General features: G+C 55.7%; 17 protein-coding genes and 1 pseudogene. 16 read left to right on the top strand and 2 right to left on the bottom strand.

The genetic code is table 11. The features are described from left to right. The first annotated feature begins 1 nt into the window (after window position 1). The 5 genes from ftsE (at window position 2) to IAE50_RS14505 (ending at window position 5,604) form a co-directional block, all read left to right on the top strand. Window positions 2-670, top strand: a complete 669-nt coding sequence (gene ftsE / locus IAE50_RS14525; protein WP_023482101.1) for a cell division ATP-binding protein FtsE — start codon at window positions 2-4, stop codon at window positions 668-670. Then, complete coding sequence (ftsX, locus tag IAE50_RS14520) at window positions 663-1,721, top strand: permease-like cell division protein FtsX (protein ID WP_200580553.1); 1,059 nt, start codon at window positions 663-665, stop codon at window positions 1,719-1,721. The genes ftsE and ftsX overlap by 8 nt, the downstream gene beginning before the upstream one ends. A 266-nt stretch (window positions 1,722-1,987) precedes the next feature. Then, the gene (rpoH, locus tag IAE50_RS14515) at window positions 1,988-2,845 is read left to right on the top strand and encodes an RNA polymerase sigma factor RpoH (RefSeq protein WP_023482062.1); all 858 of its coding nucleotides are present in this window, start codon (window positions 1,988-1,990) and stop codon (window positions 2,843-2,845) included. A gap of 148 nt (window positions 2,846-2,993) precedes the next feature. Beyond that, the gene (locus IAE50_RS14510; RefSeq protein WP_200580552.1) at window positions 2,994-4,256 is read left to right on the top strand and encodes a 4-aminobutyrate--2-oxoglutarate transaminase; all 1,263 of its coding nucleotides are present in this window, start codon (window positions 2,994-2,996) and stop codon (window positions 4,254-4,256) included. Between the two features lie 244 nt (window positions 4,257-4,500). After that, window positions 4,501-5,604 (top strand): branched-chain amino acid ABC transporter substrate-binding protein, encoded by a 1,104-nt coding sequence (locus tag IAE50_RS14505; RefSeq protein WP_139569052.1) that lies wholly within the window; start codon window positions 4,501-4,503, stop codon window positions 5,602-5,604. A gap of 142 nt (window positions 5,605-5,746) precedes the next feature. On the opposite strand, the gene panM is transcribed toward IAE50_RS14505, so the two are convergent. Then, entirely contained in the window at window positions 5,747-6,130 is a 384-nt protein-coding gene (gene panM, locus IAE50_RS14500; protein ID WP_200580551.1) for an aspartate 1-decarboxylase autocleavage activator PanM, read from the bottom strand. Window positions 6,131-6,593: 463 nt separating this feature from the next. On the opposite strand from panM, the pseudogene IAE50_RS26010 reads away from it, so the two are divergent. The 11 genes and pseudogenes from IAE50_RS26010 to ugpQ all read left to right on the top strand — a co-directional run. Beyond that, window positions 6,594-6,874, top strand: a pseudogene (locus IAE50_RS26010) (hypothetical protein); the annotation flags it as partial. 86 nt (window positions 6,875-6,960) lie between these two features. After that, window positions 6,961-7,887, top strand: coding sequence for a high-affinity branched-chain amino acid ABC transporter permease LivH (gene livH / locus IAE50_RS14495; protein WP_023482039.1), 927 nt, complete (start codon window positions 6,961-6,963; stop codon window positions 7,885-7,887). Then, complete coding sequence (locus IAE50_RS14490; RefSeq protein WP_200580550.1) at window positions 7,884-9,161, top strand: high-affinity branched-chain amino acid ABC transporter permease LivM; 1,278 nt, start codon at window positions 7,884-7,886, stop codon at window positions 9,159-9,161. Before livH ends, IAE50_RS14490 begins: the two co-directional genes overlap by 4 nt. Next, window positions 9,158-9,925 (top strand): high-affinity branched-chain amino acid ABC transporter ATP-binding protein LivG, encoded by a 768-nt coding sequence (gene livG, locus IAE50_RS14485; protein WP_023482112.1) that lies wholly within the window; start codon window positions 9,158-9,160, stop codon window positions 9,923-9,925. The genes IAE50_RS14490 and livG overlap by 4 nt, the downstream gene beginning before the upstream one ends. Before the next feature lies 1 nt (window position 9,926). Continuing rightward, window positions 9,927-10,640: a high-affinity branched-chain amino acid ABC transporter ATP-binding protein LivF gene (gene livF, locus IAE50_RS14480; protein WP_200135061.1), complete on the top strand. Its 714-nt coding sequence runs from the start codon at window positions 9,927-9,929 to the stop codon at window positions 10,638-10,640. A gap of 585 nt (window positions 10,641-11,225) precedes the next feature. Next, window positions 11,226-11,381, top strand: coding sequence for a type I toxin-antitoxin system Hok family toxin (locus IAE50_RS14475; RefSeq protein ID WP_023482078.1), 156 nt, complete (start codon window positions 11,226-11,228; stop codon window positions 11,379-11,381). A gap of 282 nt (window positions 11,382-11,663) precedes the next feature. Beyond that, window positions 11,664-12,980: a sn-glycerol-3-phosphate ABC transporter substrate-binding protein UgpB gene (gene ugpB, locus IAE50_RS14470; RefSeq protein WP_200580549.1), complete on the top strand. Its 1,317-nt coding sequence runs from the start codon at window positions 11,664-11,666 to the stop codon at window positions 12,978-12,980. 97 nt (window positions 12,981-13,077) lie between these two features. Beyond that, complete coding sequence (gene ugpA, locus IAE50_RS14465; protein ID WP_094422415.1) at window positions 13,078-13,965, top strand: sn-glycerol-3-phosphate ABC transporter permease UgpA; 888 nt, start codon at window positions 13,078-13,080, stop codon at window positions 13,963-13,965. Further along, the gene (ugpE, locus tag IAE50_RS14460; RefSeq protein WP_200580548.1) at window positions 13,962-14,807 is read left to right on the top strand and encodes a sn-glycerol-3-phosphate ABC transporter permease UgpE; all 846 of its coding nucleotides are present in this window, start codon (window positions 13,962-13,964) and stop codon (window positions 14,805-14,807) included. Before ugpA ends, ugpE begins: the two co-directional genes overlap by 4 nt. A 1-nt stretch (window position 14,808) precedes the next feature. After that, a complete protein-coding gene (locus tag IAE50_RS14455) occupies window positions 14,809-15,882 on the top strand; it encodes a sn-glycerol-3-phosphate import ATP-binding protein UgpC (RefSeq protein ID WP_200580547.1) in 1,074 nt (357 codons plus the stop codon). Continuing rightward, complete coding sequence (gene ugpQ, locus IAE50_RS14450) at window positions 15,879-16,619, top strand: glycerophosphodiester phosphodiesterase (protein WP_200580546.1); 741 nt, start codon at window positions 15,879-15,881, stop codon at window positions 16,617-16,619. Before IAE50_RS14455 ends, ugpQ begins: the two co-directional genes overlap by 4 nt. Here the strand turns inward: ugpQ and IAE50_RS14445 are convergent. Continuing rightward, a complete protein-coding gene (locus IAE50_RS14445) occupies window positions 16,616-17,173 on the bottom strand; it encodes a DUF2756 family protein (protein WP_200580545.1) in 558 nt (185 codons plus the stop codon). The genes ugpQ and IAE50_RS14445 overlap by 4 nt on opposite strands. Window positions 17,174-17,294 lie beyond the last annotated feature (121 nt).

Raw genomic sequence — 17,294 nt, 5'->3', positions numbered from 1 at the left:
AATGATTCGCTTTGAACATGTCAGCAAAGCCTATCTCGGTGGGAGACAAGCGCTGCAGGGGGTGACTTTTCACCTGCAGCAGGGCGAGATGGCGTTTCTGACCGGGCACTCCGGCGCGGGGAAAAGTACCCTGCTGAAGCTGATCTGCGGGATTGAACGGCCAAGCGCCGGGAAAATCTTCTTCAGCGGCCACGATATTTCCCGGCTGAAAAGCCGCGAAGTGCCGTTTTTGCGCCGCCAGATCGGCATGATTTTCCAGGATCACCATCTGCTGATGGATCGCACGGTGTTTGATAACGTCGCGATCCCGCTGATTATCGCCGGTGCAAGCGGGGATGATATTCGCCGTCGCGTGTCGGCGGCGCTGGATAAAGTCGGGCTGCTCGACAAAGCGAAAAGCTTCCCGATCCAGCTCTCCGGCGGTGAACAGCAGCGTGTGGGCATCGCCCGCGCGGTGGTGAATAAACCTGCCGTACTGCTGGCGGATGAACCGACCGGGAACCTGGATGAAGCTCTGTCTGAAGGGATTTTACGTCTGTTTGAAGAGTTTAACCGCGTTGGGGTGACGGTACTGATGGCGACGCACGACATGGGGCTCATTTCCCGGCGTTCGTACCGCATGCTGAGCCTGAGCGACGGCCATTTGCATGGAGGCCTGGCGGGTGAATAAGCGCGACGCAATCAATCATATTCGGCAATTCGGCAGCAAGCTTGACCGTTTTCGCAAATCTGCCTCGTCGGCGGGCGAAGGGAGCCGCAGCGCGCCGAGACGCAGCAAGCAGGCCCCCCGACCGACTTCGCGTAAAACCAATGTCTTCAACGAGCAGATGCGCTACGCCTGGCACGGTGCGCTGCAGGATCTGAAGAGTAAACCGCTGGCAACGTTCCTGACAGTGATGGTGATTGCCATCTCGCTGACGCTGCCGAGCGTCTGCTATATGGTCTACAAAAACGTCAGCCATGCGGCGTCGCAGTACTATCCTTCGCCGCAAATCACCGTCTACTTCGATAAAGCGCTGGATGATAACGCCGCGCAGCAGGTGGTCGGGCAGCTTCAGTCCGAACCGGGCGTTGAGAAGGTGAACTATCTCTCCCGCGAAGATGCGCTTGGCGAGTTTCGTAACTGGTCTGGCTTTGGCGGCGCGTTAGATATGCTGGAAGAGAACCCGCTGCCGGCAGTGGCGGTGGTGGTGCCGAAAATCGATTTCCAGAGCACCGAGGCGCTGAATACGCTTCGCGATCGCATTACGCGCGTGCAGGGCATTGACGAAGTGCGTATGGACGATAGCTGGTTTGCGCGTCTGTCGGCGCTGACCGGGCTGGTCGGGCGCGTTTCGGCCATGATTGGCGTGTTGATGATCGCTGCCGTCTTCCTGGTGATCGGCAACAGCGTGCGTCTCAGCATCTTTGCCCGCCGTGACACTATTAATGTGCAGAAGTTGATTGGCGCAACCGATGGATTTATTCTGCGTCCGTTCCTTTATGGCGGCGCGTTGCTTGGCTTCTCCGGCGCGTTTTTATCACTCATTTTGTCTGAAATTTTGGTGATGCGACTCTCGTCGGCGGTGACGGATGTGGCGAAGGTCTTCGGCACGCAGTTTGAGTTAAGTGGCTTATCTTTCGATGAATGTTTGCTGCTATTGCTGGTCTGCTCGATGATTGGCTGGATTGCTGCCTGGCTGGCGACGGTGCAACATTTACGTCACTTTACTCCGGACTAACGATTCTCTGGTATACTCCTCCCCTGCAATGACGAATACCGTTGCAGGGAGAGCGTATCCAACTATCTTGCTGTTCCCCGCATCGGCTGTTCATCCGGATGTCACAATATGTGCGTAATTTATTCACACGCCTACAAGGAACTTGTGGATAAAATCACTGTCTGATAAAAAAGTGAATGCTATTCTCGTTGCTCAAAAATGCTGGCATGTTTGTTGCCTGATGGGGACAGACCGCCGCCAGTTGATAGTGAATTGAGAGGATTTGAATGACCAAAGAAATGCAAACTTTAGCTTTAGCCCCTGTTGGCAACCTGGAATCTTACGTCCGGGCCGCTAACGCATGGCCGATGTTGACGGCTGATGAAGAGCGGGCGCTGGCTGAAAAGCTGCATTACCAGGGCGATCTGGAAGCAGCGAAAAAGCTGATCCTGTCTCACCTGCGCTTTGTTGTTCATATTGCTCGTAATTACTCGGGCTATGGTCTGCCGCAGGCGGATCTGATCCAGGAAGGAAATATCGGCCTGATGAAAGCGGTACGCCGCTTCAACCCTGAAGTCGGTGTGCGTCTGGTCTCTTTCGCCGTGCACTGGATCAAAGCTGAGATCCACGAGTATGTGCTGCGCAACTGGCGTATCGTGAAAGTCGCGACCACCAAAGCACAGCGTAAGCTGTTCTTTAACCTGCGTAAGGCTAAACAGCGTCTCGGCTGGTTTAACCAGGACGAAGTCGAAATGGTCGCCCGCGAACTGGGTGTGACCAGCAAAGACGTGCGTGAAATGGAGTCGCGTATGGCGGCCCAGGACATGACGTTTGATATGTCTTCCGATGACGATGCGCAGGACGGCCAGCCGATGGCACCGGTGCTCTACTTACAGGACAAAACATCTAACTTTGCTGACGGCATTGAAGATGATAACTGGGAAGAGCAGGCAGCCAACAAGCTGACCGATGCGATGCAGGGTCTCGACGAACGTAGTCAGCAGATCATCCGCGCCCGCTGGCTGGACGAAGATAACAAGTCCACGCTGCAGGAGCTGGCCGACCGTTACGGCGTTTCCGCCGAACGCGTACGCCAGCTTGAAAAGAACGCGATGAAAAAACTGCGCGCCGCTATCGAAGCGTAAGCGCCAGCCGCAAACAGACCGGGTCAGCGAAAGCTCACCCGGTTTTTTATTATCTGAATTTCCTCTCACTCCCGGCGCTGGTTAAAACGTCGTCTTAACGAAGGCGCTATATACTTACTCTGTGGGTTGGCACAGAGAGGGGAAAAAGGTGAAGAATAGTGAATTACATCAGCGGCGTGTAGCCGCGACGCCGCGCGGGGTTGGCGTGATGTGCGGCTTCTACGCCGAGAAAGCAGAAAACGCCACGCTGTGGGATGTGGAAGGCAACGAGGTGATTGATTTTGCCGCCGGGATCGCGGTGCTAAACACCGGCCATCGACATCCAAAAGTAATGGCCGCAGTCGAAAAACAGCTCCAGGCCTTTACGCACACCGCGTACCAAATCGTTCCTTACGAAAGCTATGTCTCGCTTGCCGAGCGCATCAACGGGCTGGTTCCCATTGATGGCCCGGCGAAAACCGCCTTCTTCTCTACCGGCGCCGAAGCGGTTGAAAACGCGGTGAAAATCGCCCGCGCTTATACTAAACGTCCGGGCATTATCGCCTTCGGCGGCGGCTTTCACGGTCGCACCTTTATGACCATGGCGCTGACGGGAAAAGTTGCGCCTTATAAAATCGGCTTCGGGCCGTTTCCCGGTTCGGTTTATCACGCCCACTATCCAAATGAATTGCACGGCGTCAGCACTGAACAGGCGCTGCAAAGCCTGACGCATCTCTTCAAAGCCGATATCGCGCCCGATCAGGTTGCCGCGATCCTGTTAGAGCCGGTGCAGGGCGAAGGGGGCTTTAATATTGCTCCGCCAGAGTTTATGCAGGCGCTGCGCGCCCTGGGCGACAGCCACGGTATTCTGCTGATCATCGACGAGGTGCAGAGCGGTTTTGCCCGCACCGGCAAACTCTTCGCCAGCGAGCATTACGCTATCAAACCCGATCTCATCACTATGGCGAAAAGCCTGGCGGGCGGTTTACCGCTCTCGGCAGTTGCCGGACGTGCCGAAGTGATGGATGCTCCTGCGCCTGGCGGCCTGGGCGGAACCTATGCCGGCAACCCGCTGGCGGTGGCGGCAGCGCATGCGGTGCTGGATGTGATTGAAGAGGAGAAGCTGTGCGAACGCGCGAACCAGCTGGGCAAAGATCTGGTCGAAGTGCTGACCCATGCGAAAGCGCACTGCCCGCATATTGCCGATATCCGTGCACAGGGCTCGATGGTGGCGGTCGAGTTTCAGGACCCGCAAACCGGCGCGCCGTCGCCGGAATTTACCAAACAGGTGCAGGATAAAGCGCTTCAGGCCGGTTTGCTGCTGCTGAGCTGCGGCGTCTATGGCAACGTTATCCGCTTCCTCTATCCGCTAACCATTCCTGATGAGCAGTTCCGAAAAGCGCTGGATATTATCCAGCGGTCGCTAATGTAGTCATTATTCAGCCGCCTTATGGGCGGCTTGGTCACGTTCTCGCATCGCTCTGCGGCATAACCTGCAAAATTGCTATTCCTTATTCCATAAAATGGGGTATGTTTTAGCAGAGTATGCTGCTTACAGGGCACTATTCTGCACAATAACAAATATCATATTCTTTGCTTAGGGTAATAAGCGAAGCAATATTCCAGATAACAACAACACAACAATTGCAAAAACCATAACAATGGGGAAACTCAGGATGAAAATGAAGGGCAAAGCGTTACTGGCAGGATGTATTGCGTTAGCAATGAGCAACGTGGCATTCGCCAAAGATATCAAAGTTGCCGTTGTCGGTGCGATGTCCGGTCCGGTTGCGCAGTATGGCGATCAGGAATTTACCGGTGCTGAGCAGGCTGTTGCCGATATCAACGCAAAAGGCGGCGTCAAAGGCGACAAACTGGTCGTGGTGAAATATGACGATGCCTGCGACCCGAAACAAGCGGTAGCGGTAGCCAACAAAGTGGTTAACGACGGCATCAAATATGTTATCGGCCACCTCTGCTCCTCTTCTACTCAACCAGCGTCCGACATTTATGAAGACGAAGGCATCCTGATGATCACGCCTGCGGCCACTGCCCCTGAGCTGACCGCGCGCGGTTATAAACTGACGCTGCGTACCACTGGTCTCGACTCTGACCAGGGCCCTACTGCGGCGAAATACATTCTCGATAAGGTGAAGCCGAAACGCATCGCTATCATTCATGATAAGCAGCAGTATGGCGAAGGCCTGGCGCGCGCCGTGCAGGATGGCCTGAAAAAAGGCAATGCCAACGTGGTCTTCTTTGACGGCATCACCGCCGGTGAAAAAGATTTCTCCACGCTGGTGGCGCGTTTGAAGAAAGAGAATATCGACTTTGTTTACTACGGCGGTTACCACCCGGAAATGGGGCAGATCCTGCGCCAGGCACGTGCGGCCGGTCTGAAAACCCAGTTTATGGGACCGGAAGGCGTGGCGAACGTCTCACTCTCTAACATCGCCGGTGAGTCTGCCGAAGGGATGTTAGTCACCAAGCCGAAGAACTACGATCAGGTACCTGCCAACAAACCGATTGTGGATGCCATCAAAGGCAAGAAACAGGATCCGAGCGGCGCGTTTGTCTGGACCACCTACGCCGCGCTGCAGTCGCTGGCTGCGGGCCTGAACCAGTCTGACGATCCGGCCGAAATCGCCACCTATCTGAAAGGTCACTCCGTTGAAACCGTGATGGGGCCGCTGACGTGGGATGAGAAGGGCGATCTGAAGGGCTTTGAGTTCGGCGTCTTTACCTGGCATGCGAACGGTACCGCGACCGACGCGAAGTGATGAATATTTGCTAGTCGCCTTTCGCGCCGCAGGTGCGTTGGCTGCATTCGCCCCGGTCGCTTACGCCTGTAAGCTTCCGGGGATTAATGACTTCCTGCGACATGAAATTGCGCTCAGGCATGGCTTACCTTGCCCGTTATCTTTAGCGCTTTTCCCAGCCATCTTGCTGCGCGGTAAAGCCGAGCGCTTGTGCAAAGGCGGCCATCACGGCGCGATCTTCAACGCCGATATCTGCGATCCACCAGCTGGTCATCGCCGGGTTATCGCGCATCACCTCTTCCACCAGGTATTGCCCGACGCCGCGACGGCGAGTGACATCCCGTACACGCAGCGAATCCAGCGCACCTTCAGTGCCGCGCAGCGTCACACGTACGGCGGCCAGCAGGCGGTCATTAAACCGCGCGGCATAAATACTGTGCGTATCGTCAATATCGAGAGAGGCGGGGGAGTATTCCGGCCAGATTTTCGCTAAATCAATCTGATCCTGCTCGCTGAAACTGGTCAGCCGGATAATGGTTAATTTCATCTACCGTTTGTCCAAAACGTGAAACAGGGTGTGAGTGTAAACAATTTCACTCGCCGGGGCTGGAGACTTTTTTAATTTTAATACAACAGGTGAATAGTTTTAGCGCAGCGACTGGTATAGCCGGAAACATCAGAGATCGAAAAAGACACAGGATTTTAACCTGACTGATGGCGCTTTCTTCCGCGTATACTGCCGTTATTTTATGCTGGAAGCCGCGTTTTTAGATGTTTATCTCGCGCTGAATACAGAATATTATCTCTGCTTAATCGCCTGAAAAATAGAGTATTTAGTATGGTTTATCTATAAAAACCACGCTAAGCCATTAAAGGCGCTGGTAAAAATAGCATTGTGCATTAAAAGTACAGAATGCTTTTTAACCATATAAAAACAAAATTTTCACACAACATCACGAACGGGGTAGCAGGCATGAAAAGGCACGCGCAAGCATTTGTCGCGGGAATGATTGAAAGCCGGTCATGACAACGCGGTCTTGTTTAAAGGTATTACCGTCGGGGAAGTAGTTTTTTCTGCGCCTAACGCTCATCTAAAAAAAGAAAATATCGTCTTTGTCTACTACGGTGGTTATTAACCGGATAGTGGAGAGATGCTGCGCCGGGCGCGCTGAAACGAGCCGCTGACCTGATTAACGCGTTAAAAGCCAACGGGGCTAAAACCGAAACAGGGCCGCTGAACTGGGATGAAAAAGGCGATCTGAAGGGATTTGAGTTGAGTGTCTTCCAGTGACACGCCGATGGTTCGTCTTGTGTGGCGAAGTCACAGTCATCCCTCTCTTTGGACGAAAATCTTGAGAGATTTAAGAAGGTTAAGTTATGTCTGAGCAGTTTCTCTATTTCTTGCAGCAGATGTTCAACGGCGTCACGCTGGGCAGCACCTACGCCCTGATCGCCATTGGTTACACCATGGTGTACGGCATTATCGGCATGATTAACTTCGCCCATGGCGAGGTCTACATGATCGGCAGCTACGTCTCCTTTATGATTATCGCCGCGCTGATGATGATGGGCATCGACTCAAGCTGGCTGCTGGTTGGGGCCGGTTTTGTCGGCGCGATTATTATCGCCAGTGCCTACGGCTGGAGTATCGAGCGTGTTGCTTACCGCCCGGTGCGCAGCTCCAAGCGCCTGATTGCGCTTATCTCCGCCATCGGCATGTCCATCTTCCTGCAAAACTACGTCAGCCTGACGGAAGGCTCGCGCGACGTGGCTTTGCCAAGCCTCTTCAACGGCCAGTGGACTATTGGCAGCAGTGAAAACTTCGCCGCCTCTATCACCACGATGCAGCTGGTTATCTGGATCGTCACCTTTGTCGCCATGCTCGCATTAACGCTCTTTATCCGCTATTCGCGCATGGGACGCGCCTGCCGCGCCTGTGCTGAAGACCTCAAAATGGCGAGCTTGCTGGGCATCAACACCGATCGGGTTATCGCGTTGACCTTTGTGATTGGCGCGGCGATGGCGGCGGTTGCCGGCGTGCTGCTCGGCCAGTTCTATGGCGTGATCAACCCCTATATCGGCTTTATGGCGGGTATGAAGGCATTTACCGCCGCGGTGCTGGGCGGTATCGGCAGCATTCCTGGCGCGATGATTGGAGGGTTGATACTCGGGGTAGCGGAAGCGCTCTCTTCAGCCTACCTGAGCACTGAGTATAAAGATGTAGTCTCCTTCGCGCTGCTGATTGGCGTCCTGCTGGTAATGCCGACCGGTATCCTTGGTCGCCCGGAGGTAGAGAAAGTATGAAACCGATGCATTTTGCGATGGCGCTGCTCTCTGCCGCCATGTTCTTCATCCTCGCGGGCGTCTTTATGGGCGTTCAACTGGAGCTGAATGGCACCAAACTGGTAGTCGATAACGCGGCGGATATCCGCTGGCAGTGGATCTTCATCGGCACCGCCGTGGTCTTTTTCTTCCAGTTACTGCGCCCTGTTTTCCAGAAGAGCCTGAAAGGCGTTTCCGGGCCGAAATTTGTTCTGCCCGCTATCGATGGATCTACCGTTAAGCAGAAGCTTTTCCTGCTGGCGCTGTTGGTGATTGCCGTGGTGTGGCCGTTTATGGTGTCGCGCGGCACCATTGATATCGCCACCATGACGATGATCTATATCATCCTGGGTCTGGGGCTGAACGTGGTGGTTGGCCTTTCTGGCCTGCTGGTGCTGGGTTATGGCGGTTTTTATGCGATCGGTGCCTACACCTTTGCGCTGCTGAACCACTATTACGGGCTTGGCTTCTGGACCTGCCTGCCGCTGGCGGGGCTGGTCTCTGCCGCTGCCGGTTTCCTGCTCGGCTTCCCGGTGCTGCGCCTGCGCGGTGACTATCTGGCGATTGTGACGCTGGGCTTCGGGGAGATTGTGCGCATTCTGCTGCTTAACAACACCGAAGTGACCGGCGGGCCAAACGGCATCAGCCAGATCCCGAAACCGACGCTGTTTGGCCTTGAGTTCAGCCGCACACCGCGCGAAGGCGGCTGGGATACCTTCAGCAACTTCTTCAATGTGAAATATGATCCGAGCGACCGCGTGGTGTTCCTCTATCTGGTGGCGCTGCTGCTGGTGGTGCTGACGCTGTTCGTTATCAACCGCCTGCTGCGGATGCCGCTGGGCCGTGCCTGGGAAGCACTGCGTGAAGATGAGATCGCCTGCCGCTCGCTGGGTCTCAACCCGACACGTATCAAGCTGACGGCATTTACCATCAGCGCCGCGTTTGCCGGTTTCGCTGGCACGCTGTTTGCCGCGCGCCAGGGCTTTGTCAGCCCGGAGTCATTCACCTTTGCCGAATCGGCCTTTGTACTGGCGATTGTCGTACTGGGCGGGATGGGCTCGCAGTTCGCGGTGATCCTCGCCGCTATTCTGCTGGTGGTCTCGCGCGAACTGATGCGTGATTTCAATGAATACAGCATGTTAATGCTGGGTGGTTTGATGGTGCTGATGATGATCTGGCGTCCGCAGGGCCTGCTGCCGATGACGCGTCCGCAGCTGAAATTGAAAAACGGCCAGGCGAAAGGAGAGCAGGCATGAGTCAGCCACTGTTATCGGTAAATGGCCTGATGATGCGCTTCGGCGGTTTGCTGGCGGTCAATAACGTCTCGCTGGAGCTGCGACCGCAGGAGATTGTCTCGCTGATTGGTCCGAACGGCGCGGGGAAAACCACCGTCTTCAACTGCCTGACCGGGTTTTATAAACCCACCGGCGGCACCATTATGCTGCGTGACCAGCATCTCGAAGGGCTGCCGGGCCAGCAAATCGCGCGTATGGGCGTTGTGCGCACCTTTCAGCATGTGCGTCTGTTCCGTGAAATGACGGTGATTGAGAACTTACTGGTCGCTCAGCATCAGCAGTTAAAAACCGGCCTCTTCTCTGGCCTGTTGAAGACGCCCGCGTTTCGCCGCACGCAGAGCGAAGCGCTCGATCGCGCCGCGACCTGGCTTGAGAGGATAGGTTTGTTAGCCCACGCTAACCGCCAGGCCAGCAACCTGGCGTACGGCGATCAGCGCCGTCTGGAGATTATCCGCTGCATGGTGACGCAGCCGGAGATCCTGATGCTGGATGAGCCGGCGGCAGGGTTAAACCCGAAAGAGACCAAAGAGCTGGATGAGCTGATCGTCGAGCTGCGTAACCATCACAACACCACCATCCTGCTGATTGAGCATGATATGAAACTGGTGATGGGTATTTCCGACCGGATCTACGTCGTTAACCAGGGGACACCGCTGGCCAACGGGACGCCGGAAGAGATTCGTAACAACCCGGACGTGATCCGCGCTTATCTGGGTGAGGCATAAGATGGACAACGTAATGTTATCTTTCGACAAAGTTAGCGCCCACTACGGCAAAATCCAGGCGCTGCACGAGGTCAGTCTGCATATTAATCAGGGAGAGATCGTGACCCTGATTGGTGCCAACGGTGCGGGGAAAACCACCTTGCTCGGCACGCTGTGCGGCGATCCACGCGCCACCAGCGGCCGCGTGGTGTTTGATGGTAAAGATATTACCGACTGGCAAACGGCGAAGATTATGCGTGAAGCGGTCGCGATCGTGCCAGAAGGCCGCCGCGTCTTCTCGCGGATGACCGTGGAAGAGAACCTGGCAATGGGCGGCTTCTTTGCCCACCGCGATCAATATCAGACGCGTATTAAATGGGTGTATGAACTCTTCCCGCGCCTGCATGAACGCCGTATACAGCGCGCCGGGACCATGTCCGGTGGTGAACAGCAGATGCTGGCGATAGGCCGCGCGCTGATGAGCCAGCCGCGCCTGCTGCTGCTGGATGAGCCGTCCCTCGGGCTGGCACCGATTATCATTCAACAGATCTTCGACACCATTGAGCAGCTGCGTAAAGAGGGGATGACCATCTTCCTCGTGGAGCAAAACGCTAACCAGGCGCTGAAGCTCGCCGATCGCGGCTATGTGCTGGAGAACGGGCATGTGGTGCTCGAAGATACCGGCGATGCGCTACTGGCGAATGAAGCGGTGAGAAGCGCTTACCTCGGCGGCTAACCTGTTGAAGTAAAAACATAAAAACCGGCCTCGCAAGGACCGGTTTTTTTCTGAAAAATGCACTTCAGCCATACGCAGCGAGAGGGGTCGAAACAGGATACGGGCCGCGCTTGAGGCTTTTTGCCTCATGGCTGCGCTTTAAGACGTTATGCAGAAATGTTGTGAGGCAGAAAGATGAAAGCCCCGAGTCAATTTTTCAATTAACCCGAGGCTACACCGACGCTCAGACAACGTCAGCGTAGCCTCTTACCTGCTGAAAGGCAAGGAAGTGAAGCTGCGCAAATAAGGGGCTTTCTGGTTCGCCGGGAAGCCCTTTTTTATTAGCGAAAACAGTAACATCAGCGATCGGGTTTAAATCTGAAAAATATATTTCAGCCATGAAGTATGGCGTATGGCCGGGATATGATGCGGGCGGCGCTTGAGGCTTTTTGCCTCATGGCTGTGCTTTAGGAAGTTATGCAGAAATGTTGTGAGGCAGAAAGATGAAAGCCCCGAGTCAATTTTTCAATTAACCCGAGGCTACACTAACGCTCAGACAACGTCAGCGTAGCCTCTTACCTGCTGAAAGGCAAGGAGTTATAGGCGATGAAAATCCCGCAAACTTTTATCTGCTGCGTGTTTATTCTCTGCTTCACGCTGTTGATATTCACCTATCTGACCCGCAAATCCCTGTGCGAGCTTCGCTACCGGGATAAGGAGAGAGAGGTGGCGGCTTTGATGGCTTACGAATCCGGTAAGTAGCGACCTGGGGCAGGGAGCAATCCCTGCCTTTCAGGTGCGATGATGTTGTTGCAGCGTTGCCTTCGAGCGCCGCTTAAAGGGCTTCCTGGTTCGCCGGGAAGCCCTTTGTCTGAACCGCCATTTTTCCTTCATCTTTCCATCACTTGCACGACATCTGCCTGACGCCTGGCTGTCATGCTTTTGTAATTAAAAAGTTATTTTTCTGTCATTCGAGCGTGTCATGTTACCTCGCGAGCACAAAACGCGTGATATCGCGCATCCCGTATAACAAGAGAGAGCACAATGACGACGTTACGACATACAGCTTTGGGTCTGGCGCTGGGATTTGTTTTTGCTGGCAATGCCATGGCCGTAACCACTATCCCGTTCTGGCACTCCATGGAGGGCGAGTTAGGCAAAGAGGTCGACTCCTTGGCGCAACGTTTTAATGATACCCACCCCGACTACAAAATCGTTCCGGTCTATAAAGGCAACTACGAGCAGAACCTGAGCGCGGGCATTGCCGCCTTCCGCACCGGCAATGCGCCAGCGCTGCTGCAGGTTTACGAGGTTGGCACCGCAACGATGATGGCCTCTAAAGCGATCAAGCCGGTTTACGAGGTCTTTAAAGATGCGGATATCACCTTTGACGAAAGCCAGTTTGTGCCGACCGTTGCGGGTTACTACACCGATTCAAAAACCGGGCATCTGCTCTCTCAACCGTTTAACAGCTCCACACCGGTGCTTTATTACAATAAAGATGCCTTCAAAAAAGCAGGCCTGAACCCGGATCAACCGCCAAAGACCTGGCAGGATCTGGCGGCCTACACCGCGAAGCTAAAAGCGGCGGGCATGAAGTGCGGTTACGCCAGCGGCTGGCAGGGCTGGATCCAGATCGAGAACTTTAGCGCCTGGCACGGTCTGCCGGTCGCCACTAAAAACAATGGTTTCGACGGTACCGATGCGGTACTGGAGTTCAACAAGCCGGAGCAGGTGAAACATATCGCCATGCTGGAAGAGCTGAATAAGAAGGGCGAATTCAGCTACTTCGGCCGTAAAGATGAATCCACCGAGAAGTTCTATAACGGCGACTGCGCCATCACCACCGCCTCATCCGGTTCGCTGGCGGATATTCGCCACTATGCGAAATTTAACTACGGTGTCGGCATGATGCCGTACGACGCCGACGTGAAGGGCGCGCCACAAAACGCCATTATCGGCGGTGCCAGCCTGTGGGTAATGAAGGGCAAAGATGACGCGACTTACAAAGGCGTGGCGCAGTTCCTCGACTTCCTGACCAAGCCGGAAATCGCTGCCGAGTGGCATCAGAAAACCGGTTATCTGCCTGTCACCAAGGCCGCGTACGATCTGACGCGCCAGCAGGGTTTCTATGATAAAAACCCGGGGGCGGATATCGCCACGCGCCAGATGCTGAACAAGCCGCCGTTGGCCTTCACCAAAGGGCTGCGTCTGGGCAATATGCCGCAGATCCGCACCGTGCTTGATGAAGAGCTGGAGAGCGTGTGGACCGGTAAGAAGACCCCGCAACAGGCGCTGGACTCTGCGGTTGAGCGCGGTAACCAGTTGCTGCGCCGCTTCCAGCAGTCGACCAAGTCTTAATCAGTTAAGGGCCGGATAAGCGCAGCGCTTGTCCGGCCTGTAAATCGGTCAATCTATCGCGTCGCCGCCCCCCGGCATTTTCAAAAAGAGTCTTGCTATGTCCGCATCCCGTCCGGTGTTTCGTTCACGCTGGCTACCCTATCTGCTCGTCGCGCCGCAGCTGGCGATCACGGTGATTTTCTTTCTCTGGCCTGCGGGCGAAGCGCTGTGGTACTCCGTGCAGAGCGTCGATCCCTTTGGTCTCTCCAGTCAGTTTGTCGGGCTGGATAACTTTACCGCGCTGTTCCACGACAGCTACTACCTCGACGCCTTCTGGACGACGATCCGTTTTAGCGCGATGGTCACCTTCAGCGGCCTGTTTGTCTCGCTGTTCTTTGCCGCGCTGGTGGATAACGTAGTGCGCGGCAGCCGCATCTACCAGACGTTGATGCTGCTGCCCTATGCCGTGGCACCTGCCGTTGCCGCCGTATTGTGGATCTTTCTGTTTAATCCCGGACGCGGCTTGATTACGCACTTTCTGGAGCAGTTCGGCTATGACTGGAACCATGCGCAGAACAGTGGTCAGGCGATGTTTCTGGTAGTGTTCGCCTCAGTATGGAAGCAGATCAGCTACAACTTCCTCTTCTTCTTCGCCGCGTTGCAGTCCATTCCCCGCTCGCTGGTGGAAGCCGCTGCCATTGATGGCGCAGGACCCATTCGCCGTTTCTTCAAGCTTTCACTGCCGCTTATCGCACCCGTGAGCTTCTTTCTGCTGGTGGTCAACCTCGTCTACGCCTTTTTCGATACGTTCCCGGTTATCGATGCGGCGACCGCCGGTGGCCCGGTGCAGGCGACCACTACGCTTATCTATAAGATTTACCGCGAAGGGTTTGCCGGGCTGGATCTCTCCACCTCTGCGGCGCAGTCGGTGATCCTGATGGTGCTGGTGATTGTGCTGACGGTGGTGCAGTTCCGTTATGTCGAAAGTAAGGTGCGCTACCAATGATTGAGAATCGCCCAGGGCTGACGCTGTTCAGCCATATCATGCTTATCTTAGGCGTTGCGGTGGTGCTGTTTCCGCTCTACGTCGCGTTTGTCACTGCCACGCTTGATAACAACGCGGTGTACGACACGCCGATGACGCTGATCCCCGGCGGCCATCTGTGGGAGAACCTGCACGCGATTTGGATTAACGGCGTCGGTCCTCACAGCGCGCCCTTCTGGCTGATGCTGACTAACAGTTTCATCATGGCGCTGGTGATAACCGTAGGGAAAATCTCAGTTTCGATCCTCTCGGCCTTCGCCATCGTCTGGTTTCGTTTTCCGCTGCGAAACCTCTTCTTCTGGATGATCTTCAGTACCTTGATGCTGCCAGTAGAGGTGCGCATCTTCCCGACGGTGGAAGTGATCGCCAATCTTAAGATGCTCGACAGCTATACCGGCCTGACCTTGCCACTGATGGCCTCTGCTACCGCGACTTTTCTCTTCCGTCAGTTCTTTATGACGCTGCCGGATGAATTAATCGAAGCCGCGCGCATTGATGGCGCCTCGCCAATGCGCTTTTTCCGCGACATTGTGCTGCCGCTGTCGCGCACCAATCTTGCGGCGCTGTTCGTCATCACCTTTATCTACGGCTGGAACCAGTATCTATGGCCGTTGTTGATCATCAGCGACGTCAACCTTGGCACCGCCGTGGCGGGCGTTAAAGGGATGATGTCGAGCGGCGAGGGCACGACGCAGTGGAACCAGGTGATGGCCGCGATGCTGCTGACGCTGATCCCCCCGGTTGTTATCGTTTTAACCATGCAGCGCGCCTTTGTGCGCGGTCTGGTCGACAGTGAGAAATAAGATGTCATCTCTAAAATTACAGGCAGTGACAAAAAGTTGGGACGGCGGTAAAACCCAGGTGATTGAGCCGCTGACGCTGGATGTGGCCGACGGCGAATTTATTGTCATGGTTGGCCCATCGGGCTGCGGAAAGTCGACGCTGCTGCGCATGGTTGCCGGGCTGGAGCGCGTCTCCGGCGGCGATATCTGGATTGATCGCCAGCGCGTCACGGAGAAGGAGCCGAAAGATCGCGGTATCGCGATGGTGTTCCAGAACTATGCCCTTTATCCGCACATGAGCGTGGAGGAGAACATGGCCTGGGGGCTGAAAATCCGCGGTATGGGCAAAGCGCATATTGCCGGACGCGTGGCGGAAGCGGCGCGTATTCTGGAGCTTGAAGGCCTGCTGAAGCGTCGACCGCGCGAGCTTTCGGGCGGTCAGCGCCAGCGCGTGGCGATGGGCCGCGCGATTGTGCGCGATCCGGCGGTTTTTCTGTTTGATGAGCCACTCTCTAACCTTGATGCCAAGCTGCGCGTGCAGATGCGCCTTGAGTTGCAGCAGTTGCACCGACGCCTTAACACCACCTCGCTCTATGTCACCCACGATCAGGTGGAAGCGATGACGCTGGCGCAGCGCGTGATGGTGATGAATAAAGGCGTCGCCGAGCAGATCGGTACGCCAGTTGAGGTGTATGAAAAGCCCGCCAGCCGTTTTGTCGCGAGCTTTATCGGCAGCCCGGCGATGAATTTACTCGATGGGCACATCAGCCAGACTGGTACGCACTTTGAGCTGGCAAGCGGCATGGCATTGCCGATTAACTGGAACTATCGCGGTTATGCCGGGCGGAAAATGACGCTGGGTATCCGCCCGGAACATATTGCGTTAAGCTCACAAGCCGCAGGCGGCGTACCGCTGGTGATGGATACGCTGGAGATGCTCGGCGCGGATAATCTGGCCCATGGCCGCTGGGGTGAGCAGAAACTGGTGGCGCGTCTGTCGCATCAGGAGCGCCCCGCACCCGGCAGCACGCTGTGGCTGCATCTGGCGGAACATCACCTGCACTTATTCGATGGTGAAACAGGACAACGCGTATGAATAACTGGCCCTATCCCCGCATCGTCGCCCATCGCGGCGGTGGAAAACTGGCTCCGGAAAACACCCTGGCAGCGATCGATGTCGGCGCCAGATATGGCCATACAATGATCGAATTTGACGCCAAATTATCAAAAGATGGGCAGATCTTCCTGCTGCATGATGACAACCTGGAGCGCACCAGCAATGGCTGGGGCGTGGCGGGCGAGCTGGCGTGGAGCGATCTGCTGAAAGTTGATGCCGGGAGCTGGTACAGCGGCGAGTTTAAAGGCGAGACGTTGCCATTGCTGTCGGAGGTGGCGCAGCGCTGCCAGCAGCATGGCATGATGGCGAATATTGAAATCAAACCGACGACCGGAACCGGCCCGCTGACGGGCAAAGCTGTTGCGCTTGCTGCCCGCGAGTTGTGGTCAGAGATGACCCCGCCGCTGCTCTCGTCGTTTGAGATCGATGCGCTGGAAGCGGCGCAACAGGCCGCACCGGAACTGCCGCGCGGTCTGCTGCTGGATGCCTGGCGCGATGACTGGCAGGAGGTGACCGATCGCCTGGCCTGCACCTCTATTCATCTCAACCACAAATTGCTTGATGAAGCGCGCGTTCGCATGCTGCGCGACGCCGGTCTGCGCATTTTGGTTTATACAGTGAATCAACCGGCGCGTGCGGCGGAGTTGCTGGCGTGGGGCGTCGATTGCATCTGCACGGACAATATCGACGCTATCGGGCCCCACTTTGGCGCTTAAGGCGTAGTGGTTTGCGGTGTGCTGTGCAGCATGCCGCCACTTTGCGTTTGGGTCTGCGGCAGCATATGCGGCTGCTGCAGGGTCGAACCGCTGGCGCTGTTTTGCGGATGAAGCATCCCGCCGCCGTTACTGCTTCCCTGCTTTAGCATTTCGCCACCGTTACTGCTGCTCTGGTTCAACGCTCCTGCGTTGTTACTGCTCTGCTGGCTGAGCATCCCGCCACCGCTACTGCTGCCCTGGCTTAACATCCCGCCGTTGCTGTTGGGGAGCACTTGCTGGTGGGCGGGGTCGAGCTCCCCCGGCTGAGCCTGCCTTATTCGCTGTGAGTTATCGTTCATCTGCATTTGTAGGTTCTGCTGCTGCTGGCGGCTCTGCGTCTGCTGCTGCTGTTTCAGTAACCCTTGCTGCTGCTGTTGCTGATTGAGCATTTGCGTCTGCATCCGCTGCTGGCTTGGCACGACATACCCCGGTTGATTCGGGTTATTTGTCGGGTTAAGCGGCTGTGCGAAAGCGGTAAACGGCAGCAGTGCTGCCACAATTACAAGGCGTTTCATTCTCATCTCCTCCCGTTGAGGCCTGCCCCTAAGTTTAGTCGCATTCCTGCATGACCATGATTTTTTGCGCATTGTGAACCAGACTTAAGCGGGAACTGTAGCCCTTCTTTGTGGAGAACGA

Origin of the sequence: Kosakonia sp. S42 (genome assembly GCF_016624785.1) — a bacterium.
GTDB classification, from domain to species: Bacteria; Pseudomonadota; Gammaproteobacteria; order Enterobacterales; family Enterobacteriaceae; genus Kosakonia; species Kosakonia cowanii.
This window is presented reverse-complemented; position numbering and strand designations above follow the sequence as displayed.